The sequence below is a fragment of the Actinomadura geliboluensis genome (assembly GCF_043197915.1).
GTDB classification, from domain to species: Bacteria; Actinomycetota; Actinomycetes; order Streptosporangiales; family Streptosporangiaceae; genus Spirillospora; species Spirillospora geliboluensis.
In genome coordinates, this window is sequence record NZ_JBICUA010000006.1 from 134,587 (window position 1) to 151,228 (window position 16,642).

At 72.1% G+C, this 16,642-nt stretch carries 17 protein-coding genes; 8 read left to right on the forward strand and 9 right to left on the reverse strand.

The features are described 5' to 3' along the window. Positions 1-119 precede the first annotated feature (119 nt). Positions 120-764 carry a class I SAM-dependent methyltransferase gene (locus ACGFI1_RS20635; RefSeq protein ID WP_387077305.1) on the reverse strand — a complete coding sequence of 215 codons (645 nt, stop codon included), beginning with the start codon at positions 762-764 and terminating at the stop codon, positions 120-122. A 96-nt stretch (positions 765-860) separates the two neighbouring features. Here ACGFI1_RS20635 and ACGFI1_RS20640 point away from each other — a divergent pair, with 96 nt between their 5' ends. From ACGFI1_RS20640 to ACGFI1_RS20670, 7 genes are all read left to right on the forward strand, one after another. Beyond that, entirely contained in the window at positions 861-1,454 is a 594-nt protein-coding gene (locus tag ACGFI1_RS20640; protein ID WP_392787123.1) for a helix-turn-helix domain-containing protein, read from the forward strand. A 43-nt stretch (positions 1,455-1,497) separates the two neighbouring features. Then, on the forward strand, positions 1,498-2,154 hold the full coding sequence (locus ACGFI1_RS20645; RefSeq protein ID WP_387077300.1) for an MOSC domain-containing protein: 657 nt from the start codon (positions 1,498-1,500) through the stop codon (positions 2,152-2,154). A 253-nt stretch (positions 2,155-2,407) separates the two neighbouring features. After that, positions 2,408-4,174: a sensor histidine kinase gene (locus ACGFI1_RS20650; RefSeq protein ID WP_392787125.1), complete on the forward strand. Its 1,767-nt coding sequence runs from the start codon at positions 2,408-2,410 to the stop codon at positions 4,172-4,174. Between the two features lie 30 nt (positions 4,175-4,204). Further along, complete coding sequence (locus ACGFI1_RS20655; RefSeq protein WP_138638978.1) at positions 4,205-4,639, forward strand: roadblock/LC7 domain-containing protein; 435 nt, start codon at positions 4,205-4,207, stop codon at positions 4,637-4,639. Next, the gene (locus ACGFI1_RS20660) at positions 4,636-5,001 is read left to right on the forward strand and encodes a DUF742 domain-containing protein (RefSeq protein WP_138638979.1); all 366 of its coding nucleotides are present in this window, start codon (positions 4,636-4,638) and stop codon (positions 4,999-5,001) included. The genes ACGFI1_RS20655 and ACGFI1_RS20660 overlap by 4 nt, the downstream gene beginning before the upstream one ends. After that, positions 4,982-5,587 carry a GTP-binding protein gene (locus ACGFI1_RS20665; protein WP_301175146.1) on the forward strand — a complete coding sequence of 202 codons (606 nt, stop codon included), beginning with the start codon at positions 4,982-4,984 and terminating at the stop codon, positions 5,585-5,587. The genes ACGFI1_RS20660 and ACGFI1_RS20665 overlap by 20 nt, the downstream gene beginning before the upstream one ends. Before the next feature lie 34 nt (positions 5,588-5,621). Next, positions 5,622-6,200 carry a GAF domain-containing protein gene (locus tag ACGFI1_RS20670; protein ID WP_301175145.1) on the forward strand — a complete coding sequence of 193 codons (579 nt, stop codon included), beginning with the start codon at positions 5,622-5,624 and terminating at the stop codon, positions 6,198-6,200. A gap of 12 nt (positions 6,201-6,212) precedes the next feature. Here ACGFI1_RS20670 and ACGFI1_RS20675 read toward each other — a convergent pair whose 3' ends face one another. Both ACGFI1_RS20675 and ACGFI1_RS20680 read right to left on the reverse strand, forming a co-directional pair. Further along, positions 6,213-7,712, reverse strand: coding sequence for an acyl-CoA dehydrogenase family protein (locus ACGFI1_RS20675; protein ID WP_392787127.1), 1,500 nt, complete (start codon positions 7,710-7,712; stop codon positions 6,213-6,215). An 845-nt stretch (positions 7,713-8,557) separates the two neighbouring features. Beyond that, a complete protein-coding gene (locus ACGFI1_RS20680; protein ID WP_392787129.1) occupies positions 8,558-9,013 on the reverse strand; it encodes a TIGR03618 family F420-dependent PPOX class oxidoreductase in 456 nt (151 codons plus the stop codon). Positions 9,014-9,153: 140 nt separating this feature from the next. Between ACGFI1_RS20680 and ACGFI1_RS20685 the strand changes: the two genes are divergently transcribed. Next, positions 9,154-9,801 carry a maltokinase N-terminal cap-like domain-containing protein gene (locus ACGFI1_RS20685; RefSeq protein ID WP_392787131.1) on the forward strand — a complete coding sequence of 216 codons (648 nt, stop codon included), beginning with the start codon at positions 9,154-9,156 and terminating at the stop codon, positions 9,799-9,801. Between the two features lie 109 nt (positions 9,802-9,910). Here ACGFI1_RS20685 and ACGFI1_RS20690 read toward each other — a convergent pair whose 3' ends face one another. The 6 genes from ACGFI1_RS20690 to ACGFI1_RS20715 all read right to left on the reverse strand — a co-directional run bounded on the left by ACGFI1_RS20690 (position 9,911) and on the right by ACGFI1_RS20715 (position 16,584). Then, positions 9,911-10,564 (reverse strand): maleylpyruvate isomerase N-terminal domain-containing protein, encoded by a 654-nt coding sequence (locus ACGFI1_RS20690; RefSeq protein WP_392787134.1) that lies wholly within the window; start codon positions 10,562-10,564, stop codon positions 9,911-9,913. A 137-nt stretch (positions 10,565-10,701) separates the two neighbouring features. After that, on the reverse strand, positions 10,702-11,976 hold the full coding sequence (locus ACGFI1_RS20695) for a thymidine phosphorylase (protein WP_392787136.1): 1,275 nt from the start codon (positions 11,974-11,976) through the stop codon (positions 10,702-10,704). 3 nt (positions 11,977-11,979) lie between these two features. Then, positions 11,980-12,384: a cytidine deaminase gene (locus tag ACGFI1_RS20700; RefSeq protein ID WP_392732580.1), complete on the reverse strand. Its 405-nt coding sequence runs from the start codon at positions 12,382-12,384 to the stop codon at positions 11,980-11,982. A gap of 5 nt (positions 12,385-12,389) precedes the next feature. Beyond that, positions 12,390-13,745: an ABC transporter permease gene (locus ACGFI1_RS20705; protein ID WP_364553075.1), complete on the reverse strand. Its 1,356-nt coding sequence runs from the start codon at positions 13,743-13,745 to the stop codon at positions 12,390-12,392. Beyond that, complete coding sequence (locus ACGFI1_RS20710; protein WP_392787139.1) at positions 13,742-15,049, reverse strand: ABC transporter permease; 1,308 nt, start codon at positions 15,047-15,049, stop codon at positions 13,742-13,744. The genes ACGFI1_RS20705 and ACGFI1_RS20710 overlap by 4 nt, the downstream gene beginning before the upstream one ends. Continuing rightward, positions 15,046-16,584 carry an ABC transporter ATP-binding protein gene (locus ACGFI1_RS20715; protein ID WP_301175139.1) on the reverse strand — a complete coding sequence of 513 codons (1,539 nt, stop codon included), beginning with the start codon at positions 16,582-16,584 and terminating at the stop codon, positions 15,046-15,048. The genes ACGFI1_RS20710 and ACGFI1_RS20715 overlap by 4 nt, the downstream gene beginning before the upstream one ends. Positions 16,585-16,642: the final 58 nt, after the last annotated feature.

A 16,642-nucleotide genomic window follows, 5' to 3' on the forward strand; every position in this document is an offset into this window, starting at 1 on the left:
CGTGCCCCCTTATGCACTCGTATGATGGGCCGGGCCCCGGGTTGGTTCGCGCCTTTTTCCACCGGCTCCGGCGGATAAACATGATCAGGAATTGCGACCGGAAGTTGATGTGAAAGCCGTCACATCGCGGTGCGGCGGACGGCGCGGACGACGACGTCGTGGAGGGGCTTCTCCGCGCCGCCGTGCCCGGTGATCGTCCGGTGCTCCTCCTCGGCGGTGACGATCTCCCAGGCCGTCTCGTCCAGGCGCGCCGTGATGGCGGCGGCGGTGACCGACGCCTCGGCGGGCGGGCCGTGCTCCTCGCCGTGCCCATGCCCGTGGCCGTGCCCATGGAGGTGGCCGACGATCAGCAGGGTGCCGCCGGGCGCCACCCATCCGGCGACGCGGTCGTAGAACTCCAGCTGCGGCATCGCCGGGTGGGCGTAGTGGGTGGTGACGAGGTCGAACCGCTCGTCCGGCGTCCACGCGGCCAGGTCGGCCTCCACCCACCGCAGGCCCTCCGACACGCCCGCGGCCGCCGCGCGCTCGGCGGCGCGGGCCAGCGCCTCGGACGAGATGTCGGCCGCCGTCACCCGCCAGCCGCGCCCCGCCAGCCAGATCGCCTCGGCACCGGCGCCGCACCCCGCGTCCAGCGCCGTCCCCGGTGCCAGCTCCCCGATCTCACGGGCGAGATAGGGGTTCGGCGGGTTCCCGCCCATGGCCCCGGCGGCGGTGCCCTCCCGCCAGTGCCGCTCCCAGTAGCCCTTGTCGAACTCGTGCGTCATTCGCCGTCCCCTCCAGTTGCTCTCACCAGCTACAACGATGGTGCCGACCGCCGGGGCGAACCGGCGAAGCCTGTTGCCGATTGGCAAAATGAGGGGATGGACGAGGCAGTTGAGCGCACCCTCGACGCGTTCGGGCCGAGGCTGAAGCAGCTCCGGCGCCGCCGCGGGACCACCCTGTCCGGCCTCGCCGAGGAGACGGGCGTCTCCGCCAGCACGCTGTCCCGGCTGGAGTCCGGGCTGCGGCGGCCCACGCTCGAACAGCTCCTGCCGCTCGCCCGCGCCTTCCGGGTCACGCTGGACGAGCTCGTCGACGCGCCGCCCACCGGCGACCCGCGCGTCCACCTGCGTCCGGTCGCGGGCGGCGACGGAGCGACCGTCCTGCCGCTCACCCGCCGGCCCGGAGGCATCCAGGCGTACAAGTTCATCCTCCCGGCCGGGCAGGACGGCGCAGAGCCCGACCTGCGCACCCATGAGGGCTACGACTGGGTCTACGTCCTCAACGGCACGCTGCGGCTGGTGCTGGGCGAGCACGACCTCGTCCTCGAACCCGGGGAGGCCGCGGAGTTCGACACCCGCATCCCGCACTGGTTCGGTGCGACCGGCGCCGGGCCCGTCGAGTTCTTGAGCCTGATCGGGCGGCAGGGCGAGCGCGCGCACGTCCGCGCGGCTCCCAAGGCAGGACCGCAGTGAGCCCGGTTCGCGCGTCCGGCGGGACGGTTCGTACCGTCGTCGGGTGAAGCTGCTTTCGGTCAACATCGGGCACCCGCGCACCAACCCGGCCAAGCCGTTCCGGCTGACCGGCATCGACAAGCGCCCGGTCGAGGGGCCGGTGGCGGTCGCCGCACCGGCCTCCGAGGGGACGGGCGAGGTCGGGCTGGCGGGCGACCGCGTCCATGACGTGCGCGGTCATGGCGGGCCGGACCAGGCCGTCTACGCGTACGCGCGCGAGGACCTCGACTTCTGGCAGGACGAGCTGGGCAGGCCGCTGCCCGACGGCGTCTTCGGCGAGAACCTGACCACCGCCGGGATCGACGTCAACGGCGCCCTGATCGGCGAGCGGTGGCACGTGGGGCCGGACGTGCTGCTGGAAGTGAGCTGCCCGCGCATCCCCTGCGGCACCTTCCAGGCGTGGCTGGACGAGGCGGGCTGGATCAAGCGGTTCACGCGGGCGGCGATGCCCGGCGCCTACCTGCGGGTGGTCGAGCCCGGCGAGATCCGCGCGGGCGACCCGGTCGAGCGGGTGCGTCGTCCCCGCCACGGGGTGACCGCGGCCATGGCGTTCCGCGCCCTCACCACCGCGCCGGAGCTGCTGCCGCCGCTGGTGTCGCTGGAGGCGCTCCCGCACTACGTGAGGGACGTGGCCCGAAGGCGCTCCGCCGCAGGCCGCTGACGGGTCGGCGGCGCGCCGGGCGGCACACCGGAGCGCGCACGCAATACAGGCCGTACATTTGTTGCCAATCGGGCAAAAATGGGCACAGTGCCGCAGATTGCCGGAAAGCGGACGGACGTCCCGGTAATCTCGGCAATCCACGCTTCCCCGAACGGGCGGTGTGTCAGCCTAGATACGGACTGTACCGGTAAGAGTACGTCTCACTCAGTAATGTGACCCCGTGCCGTGCCGTCGACCGCGCTGAGGACGTCCGATGCCCGTTTTCTCCGAACCTGCCGACACCGAGCGCCAGGATTTCCGGCGGCACGGCAGGCCGCCGACCCGCGGAACGCGTCGCCAGAGCAGCGCACGGTCCTTTCACCTGTGCATTTCCGTCCTTCCCGCGGCCGTTATCGGGATCCTCGGGGTCGCCGCCGCGGCGGTGCTCTACAACGGCGACGACGTGACGCCGCGGGCGCAGCTCGTGCTGGCCGCGGCCGCCGTGGCGGCCGTCCTGACGCTGGGCGCCGCCGTGTTCGGGGCGGACGTGGCGACCCGCAGGTTCGAGCGGCAGCCCGCCCGGCGGCCCGACCGGGTCCAGGGCCCGACTCCGGAGGACGTGCAGCGGCGGCTCGGCGAGCTGTGGTTCTCGATCGCGCGCGGCCGGCAGGGCCTCAAGGAGCTCACCGAGCGGGTCAAGGCCGGGGAGACGGCACCGCGCAGCGAGGACGTCCCGGCCATCGAGTCGGGCGACGCGTTCGTCCGGCTCGCCTACGAGCTGCGGCAGGCGCAGGGCGAGGCGTGGAACGCCGTGCTGGACGTCGCCGCGAGCCGCGCGCAGAACGGCACCGGCGGCGCCGGCGCCGCCGCCGGCACGGGCACCAGCAGCGGCACCGACCGGCGGGTCGACGTGTTCGTCAACCTGGCCCGCCGCATGCAGTCGCTGGCCCACCGCGCCATCAAGGGGCTCGACGAGCTGGAGAACCAGGTCGAGGACCCGGACCTGCTCAAGGGCCTGTTCCGGGTCGACCACCTCAGCACCCGCATGCGCCGCCAGGCCGAGAGCCTCGCGGTGATCGGCGGCGCCGCGTCCCGCCGCCAGTGGAGCCGGCCGGTGACCGTCTACGAGGTGCTGCGCTCGGCCATCGCCGAGGTGGAGCACTACAACCGGGTCAAGGTCGTCCCGCCCGTCGAGGGCACCCTGGACGGCAGCGCGGTCGCGGACGTCGTCCACCTGCTCGCCGAGCTCATCGAGAACGCCACCCGGTTCGCGCCGCCGCACACGCAGGTGCTGGTCCGGGTCGACGCCGTCACCGCCGGGCTGGCCATCGAGGTCGAGGACCGCGGCCTCGGCATCCCCCGGGAGAGCCAGCGGCGGCTGAACGACCTGCTCGCCGACCCCGACCGGGGCGGCGCCGAGGAGCTGCTGCAGGAGGGGCGCATCGGCCTGCTGGTCGTCTCCGCGCTCGCCCGCCGGCACGGCGTCCGCGTCGAACTCCGCGACAACCTCTACGGCGGGGTCCAGGCCACCGTCGTCGTGCCGGGCGAACTGGTCGGCGCGGAACCCGCGGAGGCCGAGGCCGTACCGCAGGCCCAGCCGGCGCACGCCGAGCCCGTCCCGGTGCCCGCCGCCGCGGCCGCCCCGGCCGCCTCGCGGGAGACCGTCCCCGCGTCCGCGTACTCCGGCCCGTCGGAGGGCTACGCCCCGGCCGACCGCTTCGTCGCGGCGGACGACCCCGGCCGCCACGCCAATTCCGCCGCCGCCGCGAATTCCGGTCCGGCCGCGAATTCCGGTCCGGCCGCAAATCCCGGTGCGGTGGCGGAATCCGGCATGGTGGACAATGCTGAGCGGCCGTCGCTGCCGCGCCGCCGGGTCCAGACGAATATGGCTCCCGAACTGGTGAATCCTCCCGCGCCGCAGCATCTGCAGGACGATACGGAGGTCGCGCACAATCCCGGTCTCATGGCGGCATTCCAACGGGGCGTGCGCGGCGCCGAAGAGAGCGACGGCGACGTGGACGGCACCGATGGTACGGACTGACGAAACATCACGAGGGATAAGGAGCGTCCATTGAGTGCTGTCTCCCCGAACCAGGCTCAGGATCTTGCTTGGCTGTTGCGGGGGCTGGGCGAGGAGGTTCCGGTCATCCGCGGCAGCGTGCTGCTGTCCGCCGACGGCATGCTGAAGGCCTCCGACGGCTTCGACCGCGCGAGCGCGGAGCAGCTCGCCGCGCTCGCCTCGGGCCTGTTCTCCATCGCCCGGAGCGCGGGGACGAAGTTCGACGACAGCAACGAGGTCCGGCAGGTCGTGACGGAGCTGAAGTCGAGCCAGCTGTTCATCTCGTGGGCCGGTTACAACTCGGTGCTGGCGGTGCTGGCGAGGGGCGAGGCCGATCCGGCCGTCGTCGGCTTCGAGATGGCCCGGCTGATCAAGTCCGTCCGTCCCTTCCTCGGCACGGCGACGCGCGCGGCGGCGGCGCCGGGCGGTCCGATCCCCTCGTCATGACGGCCGGCGAGGACGAGGTCTGGCTCGACGACGACGCCGGGCCGCTGGTGCGCCCGTACACGGTGACCGCCGGGCGCACCCGGCCGGCGATGCGGCTGGACATGCTGTCCCTGGTGGTGGCGACCGGCGAGGTGCCGGCGAACCTCGACCCGGAGCACCACCGGGCGCTCGGCCTGTGCCGCACCCCGACCTCGGTCGCCGAGGTCGCGGCGTACCTGCGGCTCCCCGTCGCGGTCACCAAGGTCCTCCTCGCCGACCTCGTGAACTGGCGGGCCATGTCCACCCGAGCGCCGCGCCCCGCGGCCGAGCTCACCGACCGAGACCTCCTGGAGAAGCTGCTCGATGGCCTACAACGAGCCTGAGATGTTCCCCACTCAGGTCAAGATCCTGATCGCGGGCGGATTCGGGGTCGGGAAGACGACGTTCGTCGGCGCGGCGAGCGAGATCGAACCGCTCAGCACCGAGGAGCTCATCACCACCGCGAGCGTCGGCATCGACGACCTCGGCGGCGTGGAGGGCAAGACCACGACCACCGTGGCGCTCGACTTCGGCCGCATCACGATCGAGCAGCACGGCATCGTGCTGTACCTGTTCGGCACGCCCGGCCAGCAGCGCTTCTGGTTCATGTGGGACGAGCTGTGCGCGGGGGCGCTGGGCGCCGTCGTGCTCGCCGACACCCGCCGCCTGGACGCCTGCTTCGAGGCCGTCGACTTCTTCGAGAACCGGGGGACGAAGTTCCTCGTCGCGGTGAACGAGTTCGACGGCGCGTTCCGCTACGACCCCGACGAGGTGCGGGCCGCCCTCGAACTCGACCCGGGCGTGCCGATCGTGCTGTGCGACGCGCGGGACGCCCGCTCCGCCACCGCGGTGCTGCGGGCCCTGATCCGCCACCTCATCGCCACCGCGACCGCCCCCGCTCCCGACCGCCTCACCTCCCCGACCGCCTGACTCCCACCCCGCCCCACCGCATCTGGAGATCGCCGTGACCCAAGAGCCGCTCTACGAGCCCCCCGGCCATCTGCTGACCCCCGTCGACCCCGAGGTGCCGCGGCGCGTGGCGCGGCTGCGCGAGCTCGGGCTCGGGCAGGAGGCCGACCCCGAGTTCGACGCGTTCGCCCGCGACCTCGCCGAGACCGCCCGGCGCCTCGTCGGCACCGGGCTGCCCCCGTTCGCGATGGTCAACTTCGTCACCGACCGGCAGTACCTGTCCGGCCTGTACTCCCCGCAGGACCCCACCGACCCGTCCGGCGGCGTGGAGCTGGGCCGGGAGGTCCCGCTCGACCACGGCTACTGCCCGCACGTCGTCGTCCGGCGCAAGGCGCTCGTCCTGGACGACGTGTGCGACTACCCGCGCTTCGCCGGCAACCCGGTCGTCGACAAGCTCGGCATCCGCACCTACGTCGGCGCCCCGCTGATCGACCACACGGGCACGACCCTCGGCACGATCTGCATCATCGACCGCGAGCCGCGCCCGTGGGGCCACCCCGGGCTGAACCTCATCAAGGAGCGCGCGGCGGAACTCGTCCAGCTGATCCGCCGCCGCGAGGAGATGCTGGGCTGACCCGGGGCCGGGTCACGCCTCGGCGGGCAGCGGCACCGAGCGCGAGAAGAGCACGCCCGGCGAGGGCGGGACGGCGCCGTCCTCGATGCCGAGCACGCCCGTGGACAGCAGCCCGAACTCCGTCGCGACGCCCGCGATGTCGGCCTTGAGGAACTCGATCGCCGCCCGGGCGCGGCCCGCGTCGTTGCCGGGCTTCGCCGCCCACCGCATGACCTGGGCGATCGCGAACGCGTAGGCGATCGCGCGGCCGGCGAGGACCAGGTGCTCCTGGCGGAGGTCCCGGTCGAGGAAGCCGAGGTCCAGCCCCTGCGAGGTGATCGCGGACGCGGTGAGCGGCCAGTCGGCCAGGAACTTGCTGAGCGGCAGGCCGTCCGTCCGCGCGAGGCAGTACTCGGTGAGCTGCTGGCTGAGCAGGTCGTTGGTGCCGTCGAAGATGGTGTAGACGCGGGCGTCGAGGAACGCCTGCGCGGAGATGTTCGTCGGCGACCCGCAGCGGTACCCCTCGCCGCCGGAGAGCTGCTGGTAGTGGTGCGCGGCGCTGAGCATCCGCTCGGTGGCGACCGTCTTGATGGCCTGGACGGCGGGGAACGCGCCGATCATGTCGGACTTCATGTCCAGCGAGGTCTGCAGGTAGTCGTTGAGCGCCGCGCAGACGGTGTAGGACGTGTCGATCGCCGCGAGCCGGTACCGGACGAACCGGATCGCCGACTGCGGCCCCGGGCCGATCCGCCGCGCGTTCGCGTACGCGCGCGCCTCCCGGCTGATGCGGCGCAGGAAGCCGGCGCCCATCGCCGCCATCATCGCCCGCGACGCCATGAGCATCTCCACCATGGGGCGCAGGTTGCGGCCCTCCACCCGGATGCGCCGGTGCCGGGGGACGACCACGTCGATCTCGTTGAGCCCGTAGTCGATCACCTTGAGGCCGAGCGGCTCGTAGGGCTGCAGGGTGCGGAAGCCCTCGCTGCGCTTGACGATGAAGTAGCCGTACTCGCGGCCGCAGTCGTCGTTCTTCGCGCTGACCAGCCACCAGTGCGCGCTGGAGCTGAACGCCTGCCAGTGCTTGCGGCCGCGGATCCGGTAGCCGCCCGGGACCTCCTCGAACGTGGTCGTCATGCCGGACATGGCGGAGCCGCAGCCGGGCTCGGTGGACGCGAACCCGCAGACCATGGGGTCGCCGCCGGCGTACTGCGGCAGCACCTCCCGCTTGGCCTCCTCGTCCGCCCACAGCGCGATGGGTCGCAGCGCCACCCCGGTGATCACCGTGGCGTACATGCCGAGCGGAAGGTTCCATTCGGACAGCGCTTCCACGACTCGGCACATCTCGACGTGACTGTCGCGTCCGCCGAACTCTCTCGGCAGCGTCGGCAGCAGCACGCCGGCCCGGGTCAGCAGCGTCCAGTCGTCGGCCGGGAGGTTCTGCTGCGGGTAGGTGGCGGTGTCGAATCGGGGGGCGATCGCCTCGATACCGGCGATGAAGTCGTTCGTGGACAGGGACAGTAGAGCATTCGTCATGGTGTCCGCTCTCACGGGTCGGCGCGTCAATGCAGGGGGAAGTCGCCGGAATCCGGCCGTCGGAAGAACACGCTCATGCCCGACCGGCCGCTGGGCCGGCCGAGCGAACCTCCTTGCCAATCGCTCGTCTGAGACTCTCACGCCATGGTGAAACGAACGATCACCAGACGCAAGGCTCCTCTGGCTGACCGTAATCAGCCAACGACGATTCGAGCCTGCAGGCCATGTTCCGGCCGTGCCCGCAGTCGACGGCTGATCACTTTGGGAATGATGAGTTTAATGTGCAACTAGCTGCTGTTGTGACGATTGAGAGAGATTCTCACCTCTGGGACGACGGCCCGGTCACACCCCGGCCGCTCCCCCGAGCCCGGCGCCCCACCATCCCCAGGCGTCCCCGAAACCCGATGAAAGCGCAGCTCAGCCACTGATCACCGGACGGGACGCGCGGTACCGCAGAACCACCCGGCAGGGTAGTTGACAACTGTGCCAGACGGCGCGTAAAGCACCTGTCCGATATCTGTGATCACGAAAAGATCGATTTCTGACGGGAGTCACGATCAAGGCGTGCGCGCTCCTCGCCCATCCGATACAAATCCCTAGCCTGAAGGTCATTGCGGACAGGGCCCCGGGATTAACGCCCACCGAGTCACGTTTTCCGGCGGTCCGGTAATGAAATGAGTCAACACCCGCAGGCGCCTCGGACGCTTCGGCGGCGACAGTTCACAGAGGTGGTCTTTCGGCGACCAGAGTACATCCCCCTCGACGGAACCGGCCACTTCAACGTTGTTCCCGTGCCGTTTTCCAGGCGCCGCCCGGAAGCGGCCGCCGAAAAGCGGGCGCGCAGTTCAGGAGGCCGGCGGGTTGCCGTAGACGCGGCGCGGGGTGACGAGCACGGCGGCCCGCCGCTCCTCCGCCATCACGCGGTCGTAGGTGTCCCAGTCGTCGTGCGTGCCGCCGGCCGCGCTGAAGATGTCGCGCAGCAGCAACCGCAGCGCCTCGCCGTCGACGCCGGGCTGCGGATCGTCCGGGCCGATGATCTCCGCGTCGCCCTCCACGGCCGTCCACCGCCAGCCCGCGCGGGCGACGATCGTGGCCCGCGGGTCGGCGCGCAAATGGTGCAGCTTGCGAGAACCACCGGTGGCGACGAGCCCGACGACCCGTCCGCCCCGCAGCGGATGCTCCAGAACGCCCGCGTTGACGACGGACGACTGCACACCGCCGTCGCCCCGCAGCGTGCTGACCACGCACAGGCCGTGATCCAGCGGTATCAGTTCGGCGAAGCCTTCGAGGTCGGTCCCCATCGATCAGCCTTTCTCCCTGAGCCCCCCGCCCGGAGCCGCCGGCCGACGCTTCGAGCACATCCGCTGTTCTACCCAGCCGAGGGCCCGCCAAGGCGATGCCGCCGAGAAGGAGCCGGCAGGCGATCCGGTAGAAAGATCGCATGGCAGTCATCTACGAGACGACCATGACGCCCGGGAAGCTGGAGTTGCTCACCGCATGGCTCCCCGCGCAGCCCTGGTACGCCGGCCCGGGACCCGCGCCGCGCCTGACCAGGGCGGGCGGTTTCCGGCTCGACGACCCGGACGGCGAGGTCGGCATGGAGTTCATGGTGGTCACCGACACCTCCGGCGACCGGCCCATCTCCTACCACGTACCGCTCAGCTACCGCGGCGCCCCGCTGGACGGGGCCGAGGAGGGACTCGTCGGCACCTCGGAGCACGGCGTCCTGGGACGGCGATGGGTCTACGACGGCACCCGCGACCCGGTGCTCGTCGCCCAGCTCCTCGCCCTCCTCCAGGGGCGCGCCGAACCGCAGCACCAGACCATCGGCGACAAACCGGACCCGTCCGTCTCGGCGCACTTCACCGGAACCACCGCCTCGACGCTGACCGCGATCAAGGTGGTCGAGCACGGCCCCGACCGCACCGGCATCACCGTGGCGACCGAACCGAGCGGCACCCTCACGATCGGCGTGACCCGCGTCCTGGCCCCCCACGACACCGTCACCGACGTCCAGGCCCATGTCACCGCCCCCTGGCGAGCCCCGGACGGCACCGAGCACCGCGTTCCCCTCGCCATCCTCCACTGATCACCCGGCCGTCTTCTGACCAAGATCGGCTAACCGGCCCGCCGTGCCCTCCGGACGGACGGCGGCCCGACAGAAGGGCCATGGATCCGGCCACCCTCACACGCGGAACTCAGCCGAGGACGAACGGGAGCCGTGCGGCCAGGTCCCCGAGCGCGGCCCTGTCTGCGTCCGTCGGAGGGCGGCGGCCGGTGCCGATCAGCAGCGCGTCCGTGTCGGAGAACGAGGCCGGGAACCGGGCCCCGGCGATCCGCTCCAGCGACGCGCGCGAGGCGGCGAGGGTCTCGGCGGGCGGGCCGGCGGCCTCGGGCACGTCCGCGATCAGGTCGAGGTGGTGCAGCGTCCACTCCATGACGTACGCGGAGAGGTAGTCCCCGGCGGTCAGCACCATGTCCTGGGTCGCGACGCGGAGCTCCGGGTCGGCGAGTTCGGCGGCGCGCCCGGCGGCGGAGCCGACGTCGTCGATATGGAACTTCAGCAGGGCCGGGTCGCCGTAGGCGGCGGCCAGCCGCGGGATCAGCGCGTCGAGCGGGTCATCGCCGGTCGGCGGGTCGACGAGCTTCCAGTAGGTGTCGGCGTCGGCGGTCGGTTCGCCGTCGGCGGGCGTGACCAGCGTGATCAGCACGTCCTGGGCGTCGATGACCAGGTGGCACACCAGGTCCCGGACGAGCCACCCCGCACAGCCGGACGGCCGCTCCCAGTCCCCGTCGGAGAGTTCGGCGACCGCCCCGAGCAACGCCGTCCACGAGCGTGAGAAGTGATCCACTCCGGCCAAGCTAGTGCCGCCCCGAGACGGCGGGCAATCGGATTGGCCGAGGCACGCCGACATCAACGCCCGCGACCCGGCCCAGGCGTGGGTGACCACCCGGGCCGTCGGCTTCTTCGTGCGCGACGCCGCGCCCGTCAGGCGATCCGGTCGATGATCAGTGGGTGCGGGGACGCGGCCGCGCCGTCCTCGATCTCGTAGGCGCCGTCCAGGGACTCCAGGGCGCGGGCGAACCGGGCCTCGTCGTCGCCGTACAGCGTGAGGAGCGGCTGCCCCGCGCTGACCGTGTCGCCCGGCTTGGCGTGGCAGATCACGCCCGCGCCGAACGAGACCGGGTCCTCCTTGCGGGCCCGGCCGGCGCCGAGCCGCCACGCCGCGACGCCCACCCCGTAGGCGTCCAGGCGGGTCAGGACGCCGCTGGACGGCGCCGTGACCGTGTGGGTGTCGCGGGCCGTCGGCAGCGGCGCGTCCGGGTCGCCGCCCTGGGCGGTGATCATGCGGCGCCAGACGTCCATGGCGGAGCCGTCCTTCAGCGCGTCCGCCGGGTCCTTGCCCGTGATCCCGGCGGCGTCGAGCATCTCCCGGGCCAGGGTCAGGGTCAGCTCGACCACGTCGGACGGGCCGCCGCCCGCCAGGACCTCCACCGACTCGGCGACCTCGACGGCGTTGCCGACCGCGTTGCCGAGCGGCCGGTCCATGGCGGTGAGCAGCGCGACCGTGCGCAGGCCGTGGTCGGTGCCGATCGCGACCATCGTCTCGGCCAGCTCGCGCGCGTTCTCGACCGTCTTCATGAACGCGCCGGAGCCGACCTTGACGTCCAGGACGAGCGCGCCCGTCCCCTCCGCGATCTTCTTCGACATGATCGAGGACGCGATCAGCGGGATCGACTCCACCGTGCCGGTCACGTCGCGCAGCGCGTACAGCTTGCGGTCGGCGGGGGCGAGGCCGCTGCCCGCCGCGCAGATCACCGCGCCCGCCGACCGCAGCACGTCCAGCATCTCGGCGTTCGACAGCGACGCCCGCCAGCCGGGGATCGACTCCAGCTTGTCGAGGGTGCCGCCGGTGTGGCCGAGGCCCCGGCCGGACAGCTGCGGGACGGCCGCGCCGCACGCCGCCACCAGCGGCGCCAGCGGCAGCGTGATCTTGTCGCCGACGCCGCCGGTGGAGTGCTTGTCGGTGGTCGGGCGGTCCAGCGCCGACCAGTCCATCCGCTCGCCGGAGCGGATCATCGCCTCCGTCCACCGCGCCACCTCGGCCCGGGTCATGCCGTTCAGCAGGATCGCCATCGCGAGCGCCGACATCTGCTCCTCGGCGATCGCGCCCCGCGTGTAGGCGTCCACCGCCCAGTCGATCTGCGCGGGGCTCAGCACCCCGCCGTCGCGCTTGGCGCGGATGACGTCAATGGCATCCATGGATCAAGCTCTCTCGATCAGGTCGTCGGGGCCGAAGGCGTCCGGGAGGACGTCCGACATGGGCAGGATGCCGCGGACGGTCTCCAGCAGCATCGGCGCGCCGCCGTGCTCCCACAGGAGCTGGCGGCAGCGCCCGCACGGCATCACCGGGTCGCCGTGCTTGTCGACGACCGACACCGCGACGAGGCGGGGCCGCTCGCCCTTGCCGGGGCCGTGCAGCGCCGACACGAGCGAGCACTCGGCGCACAGCCCGACCCCGTACGAGGCGTTCTCGACATTGCACCCGGTGATGATCCGGCCGTCGTCCACCAGCGCTGCGGCGCCGACCGGGAACCCGGAGTACGGGCAGTACGCACGCGTCATCGCCTCCCGCGCGGCGGTGCGCAGGCCAGGCCAGTCGATCTCCATGACAGTTATCTTGCCTCGCCTCGTCTGTAGCGGACGCCGTTGGCCGCGGGCATGCGGAGGCGCTGGCTGGCCAGGGCCAGGACGAGCAGCGTCGTCAGGTGCGGTGTGAAGGAGACCAGCTCGCCGGGGACGATCTCGCTCATCAGGAACCAGACGAGCAGCCCGGCCGCCGCCACCAGCGACAGCACCGCGCCGAGGTAGGCGTTGCGGACCTCGCGGCGGCCGAGGTCGGTGACGATCTGGCCGCGCAGCCGGTTCGCCCGCAGCGCCTGCCAGACCGCGACGCCGATCAGCAGGATCGCGACGAACAGCAGCAGCGCGTGGACGGCCTGCCCGCCGCCGCGCACGTTCATCGCGTCGGTGTAGCCGAACAGCAGCGAGCCCGCGGCGAGCCCGCCCGGCCGCCAGTTGCCGAAGATCATGGCGGCGAGGCCGATGAAGCCGCGGCCGTTGGTCTGGCCGTCCTGGTAGAGCGGGGCGGCGACGGTGACGAGGAACGCGCCGGCGAGGCCGGAGAACGCGCCCGAGATGACCACGGCGGCGTACTTCATCCGGTACACCTGCACGCCGAGCGACTCGGCCGCGTACGGGTCCTCGCCGCAGGAGCGGATGCGCAGGCCGAACGGGGTCCGCCACAGGATCAGGAAGCTGAGCGGGACGAGCAGCAGCGACACCAGCGTCAGCAGCGACATGTCGCTGGTCAGCCCGCGGGCGATGCCGGCGATGTCCGACAGCAGGAACCAGTGGCGGCCCTCCAGCGAGCCGAGCCAGTCGGGGCTCTGCCAGCCGCCGATCTTGCCGCCGGACAGGACCGGCAGCGTCAACGTCATGATCGGATCGACCGGCGGGGACTGCCGGGGCCCGCCGCCGAGCGCCTTCGCCGCGCCCGTGTCGAAGATCAGCCCGGCCAGGAACTGGGTCAGTCCCAGCCCGAGGATGTTGATCGCGACACCGGACACGATGTGGTCGACGCCGAACGACACGGTCGCGATGGCGTGCAGCAGCCCGCCGAGCGCGCCGCCGATGATCCCGGCGAGGACGCCGATCCACGGGCCCCACTGGTAGCCGGCCCAGGCGCCCGTCCAGGTGCCGAGGATCATCATGCCCTCGAGACCGATGTTGATCACACCGGACCGCTCCGACCAGAGCCCGCCGAGCCCGGCCAGGAAGATCGGCACGGCGAGGCGCAGCGCGGCGCTGACCGTCCCGCTGGAGGTCACCGGGTCGGCGTCGTCGATGACGCGGACCAGCGACAGCAGCACCAGCAGCCCGGAGCCGATCAGCAGGTAGTGCGGCCAGCGCAGCCTGATCTTGCCCTTGGCGGCCTTCACGGTGGCCACCGCCTCGGTCGCGGCGCTCATGAGGCGCTCCCAGCGGCCTCGCGGGCCAGGTCGTGGCCGGTGGCCAGTTCGGCGGCGACGGCCCGCTGCTGCAGCCGGATCTCCCAGCGCCGGACGAGCTCGTACACGATGACGACGGTCAGCACGACCACGCCCTGCATGACCCCGACGATCTCCTTCGGCACGTCGACCTCCTGGAGCACGTCGGAGGTCTGGTCGAGGAACGCGAACAGCAGCGCGGCGAGCGCGATGCCGGCCGGATGGTTGCGGCCGAGCAGCGCCACCGTGATGCCGGTGAAGCCGAGCCCGGCCGGGAAGTTCAGCGAGTACTCGTAGGACGCGCCGAGCAGCTCCGGCATGCCGATCAGGCCGGCCACCACGCCGGACGCGATCATCGTGTAGACGATCATGCGGCGGGCGTTGACGCCGCTGGCCTGCGCGGCGGACGCCGACAGCCCCGACACCTTCAGGTCGAAGCCGAACCGGGTGTAGTTGATCACGACCCAGAACACGATCCCGACGAGGATCGCGAGCGGCAGCAGCCCGTACACGTCGCCGGGCAGGTCGATGCCGATCGAGGACAGGAACCCGTTCAGCGGCCCGACCCGTCCCGACTCGGGGATCTGCGCGGTCGCGACGTTGTTGCTGCCGGGCCGCACCTCGGCGAGCCGCTTGTCGTTCAGGAGGTAGGCGATGACGCCGGTCGCGATCGCGTTCAGCATGATCGTGGACAGCACCTCGCTGACCCCGCGGGTCACCTTCAGCACACCCGCGATCGCGGCCCACAGCCCGCCGACCACCATCGCCGCGACGATCACCAGCAGCTGGCCGAACGGCGCGGGCAGCGTGATCGCGCCGCCGAGCGCGGCGGCGAGGAACGCGGCGATCCGGTACTGGCCGTCCACGCCGATGTTCAGCAGCGCCATCCGGAAGCCGATCGCCACCGCGACCGCCGACAGGTAGTACCTGGTCGCGCGGTTGACGATGTCGACGATCGAGTTCTCGGTGGTGCCGTAGTCGATCATGCTCTGGATCGAGCTGATCGGGTCGGCGCCGGTGACCCGCAGCAGGATCATCGTGATGCCGAGCGAGATCAGCAGCGCCAGCACCGGCGCGCCGATCTTCAGGCCGAGCCCGGTCGGGCCCAGCCCGCGCAGGATCGCCTTCCACGCCGGCACCGGCTCCGGGACGCCCTTCCCGGCGTCCTTGCCGTCGGCGGGCGGTACGTCCTTCGACAGGCTCTTCGGCGCGTCCTTCGACGCGTCCTCGGGGGGCTCGGGGGGTTCGCCGCCGCCCGGGGGCGTCGGGTCCTTCGGCTCGCTCATGAGGCGCCGCCCGCGCCGGTCATCGCGGAGCCGAGCTCCTCGGGGGTGACGGTCCGCGGATCGACCTCCGCGACCAGCCGGCCCCGCAGGATCACGTGCAGGGTGTCGGACATACCGATGAGTTCCTCAAGATCGGCGCTGATCAGCAGCACGGCCAGCCCGTCCGCGCGGGCCTGCCGCAGGTAGTCCCAGATGGCGGCCTGGGCGCCGACGTCGATGCCGCGCGTCGGGTGCGCGGCGATCAGCAGGTGCGGGTCGCCGGACATCTCCCGGCCGACGATGAGCTTCTGCTGGTTGCCGCCCGACAGCGCGGCGGCGGGCACCTCGATGCCCGGCGTCCGGACGTCGTACTCGCGGACGATCCGCGTCGTGTCGCGGCGCGCGCCGCGCCGGTCCGTCCAGGGGCCGCGGACGTTCGGCCTGCGGGTCTGGTGGCCGAGCATCCGGTTCTCCCAGAGCGTCCCCTCCAGGATGAGCCCGTGCCGGTGCCGGTCCTCGGGGATGTAGGCGATGCCGGCCTCGCGGCGCCGGCGGGTCGCCCAGTGCGCGATGTCGTCGCCGCCGTACACGATCGTCCCGGCGTCGGCGTTGCGGATGCCCATGATCGCTTCGATGAGCTCGGTCTGCCCGTTGCCCTCGACCCCGGCCAGCCCGACGATCTCGCCGCGCCGGATGCGCAGCGACACGTCGTCCACCACGGGACGGCCCTCGGGGGTCAGCACCGTCAGCCCGCCGATGTCCAGCTGGACGTCCTCGGTGACGGTCGACTCGCGCAGCTCGGGGGTGGGCAGCTCGGACCCGACCATCAGCTCGGCGAGCCGCCGGGAGGTGACCTCGGCGGGGTCGAGCCGGGTCGCGACGGTGGTGCCGCGCCGGATCACCGAGATGGTGTCGGCGACGGCGAGCACCTCGTCCAGCTTGTGCGAGATGAACAGCACGGTGAGGCCCTCGGCGCGCAGCTCCCGCAGGTTGCCGAACAGCTCGTCGACCTCCTGCGGGACGAGCACCGCGGTCGGCTCGTCCAGGATCAGCACGCGGGCGCCCCGGTACAGCACCTTGAGGATCTCCACGCGCTGCCGCTCGCCGACGCCGAGGTCCTCCACCAGGGTGTCGGGGTCGACGCGCAGCCCGTACGCCCGCGCCATCTCCTTGATCTTGGCGCGGGCGGCGGCGAAGTCGATCCGGCCGCGCCGCCATCCCTTGCCGCGGGGCTCGGCGCCGAGGACCACGTTCTCCAGCACGGTCAGGTTGTCGGCCAGCTTGAAGTGCTGGTGGACCATGCCGATGCCGCGGCCGATCGCGTCGGCCGGGGTCCGGAAGGAGACCTGCTCGCCGTCGACCTCGATGGTGCCCTCGTCCGGCCGCTGCATCCCGTAGAGGATCTTCATCAGCGTGGACTTGCCGGCACCGTTCTCGCCGCAGAGCGCGTGCACCTCGCCGCGCTCGATGGTGAGGTTGATGTCGCGGTTGGCCACCACTCCGGGGAACCGCTTGGTGATCGATGTCAGCCGCACGGCCGGCACCTGGTCAGGCACGAGTGCCCCTCCTCCTGCCTCGAACGTGCACGGAAGGCGCCGCGGTACGGGGCCGGGG

Bases quoted from the DNA above. Each gene is read 5' to 3' on its own strand.
- ACGFI1_RS20635 (WP_387077305.1), bottom strand. From the start codon at position 764: ATGACGCACGAGTTCGACAAGGGCTACTGGGAGCGGCACTGGCGGGAG.
- ACGFI1_RS20640 (WP_392787123.1), top strand. From the start codon at position 861: ATGGACGAGGCAGTTGAGCGCACCCTCGACGCGTTCGGGCCGAGGCTG.
- ACGFI1_RS20650 (WP_392787125.1), top strand. From the start codon at position 2,408: ATGCCCGTTTTCTCCGAACCTGCCGACACCGAGCGCCAGGATTTCCGG.
- ACGFI1_RS20660 (WP_138638979.1), top strand. From the start codon at position 4,636: ATGACGGCCGGCGAGGACGAGGTCTGGCTCGACGACGACGCCGGGCCG.
- ACGFI1_RS20665 (WP_301175146.1), top strand. From the start codon at position 4,982: ATGGCCTACAACGAGCCTGAGATGTTCCCCACTCAGGTCAAGATCCTG.
- ACGFI1_RS20675 (WP_392787127.1), bottom strand. From the start codon at position 7,712: ATGACGAATGCTCTACTGTCCCTGTCCACGAACGACTTCATCGCCGGT.
- ACGFI1_RS20680 (WP_392787129.1), bottom strand. From the start codon at position 9,013: ATGGGGACCGACCTCGAAGGCTTCGCCGAACTGATACCGCTGGATCAC.
- ACGFI1_RS20685 (WP_392787131.1), top strand. From the start codon at position 9,154: ATGGCAGTCATCTACGAGACGACCATGACGCCCGGGAAGCTGGAGTTG.
- ACGFI1_RS20695 (WP_392787136.1), bottom strand. From the start codon at position 11,976: ATGGATGCCATTGACGTCATCCGCGCCAAGCGCGACGGCGGGGTGCTG.
- ACGFI1_RS20700 (WP_392732580.1), bottom strand. From the start codon at position 12,384: ATGGAGATCGACTGGCCTGGCCTGCGCACCGCCGCGCGGGAGGCGATG.
- ACGFI1_RS20705 (WP_364553075.1), bottom strand. From the start codon at position 13,745: ATGAGCGCCGCGACCGAGGCGGTGGCCACCGTGAAGGCCGCCAAGGGC.
- ACGFI1_RS20710 (WP_392787139.1), bottom strand. From the start codon at position 15,049: ATGAGCGAGCCGAAGGACCCGACGCCCCCGGGCGGCGGCGAACCCCCC.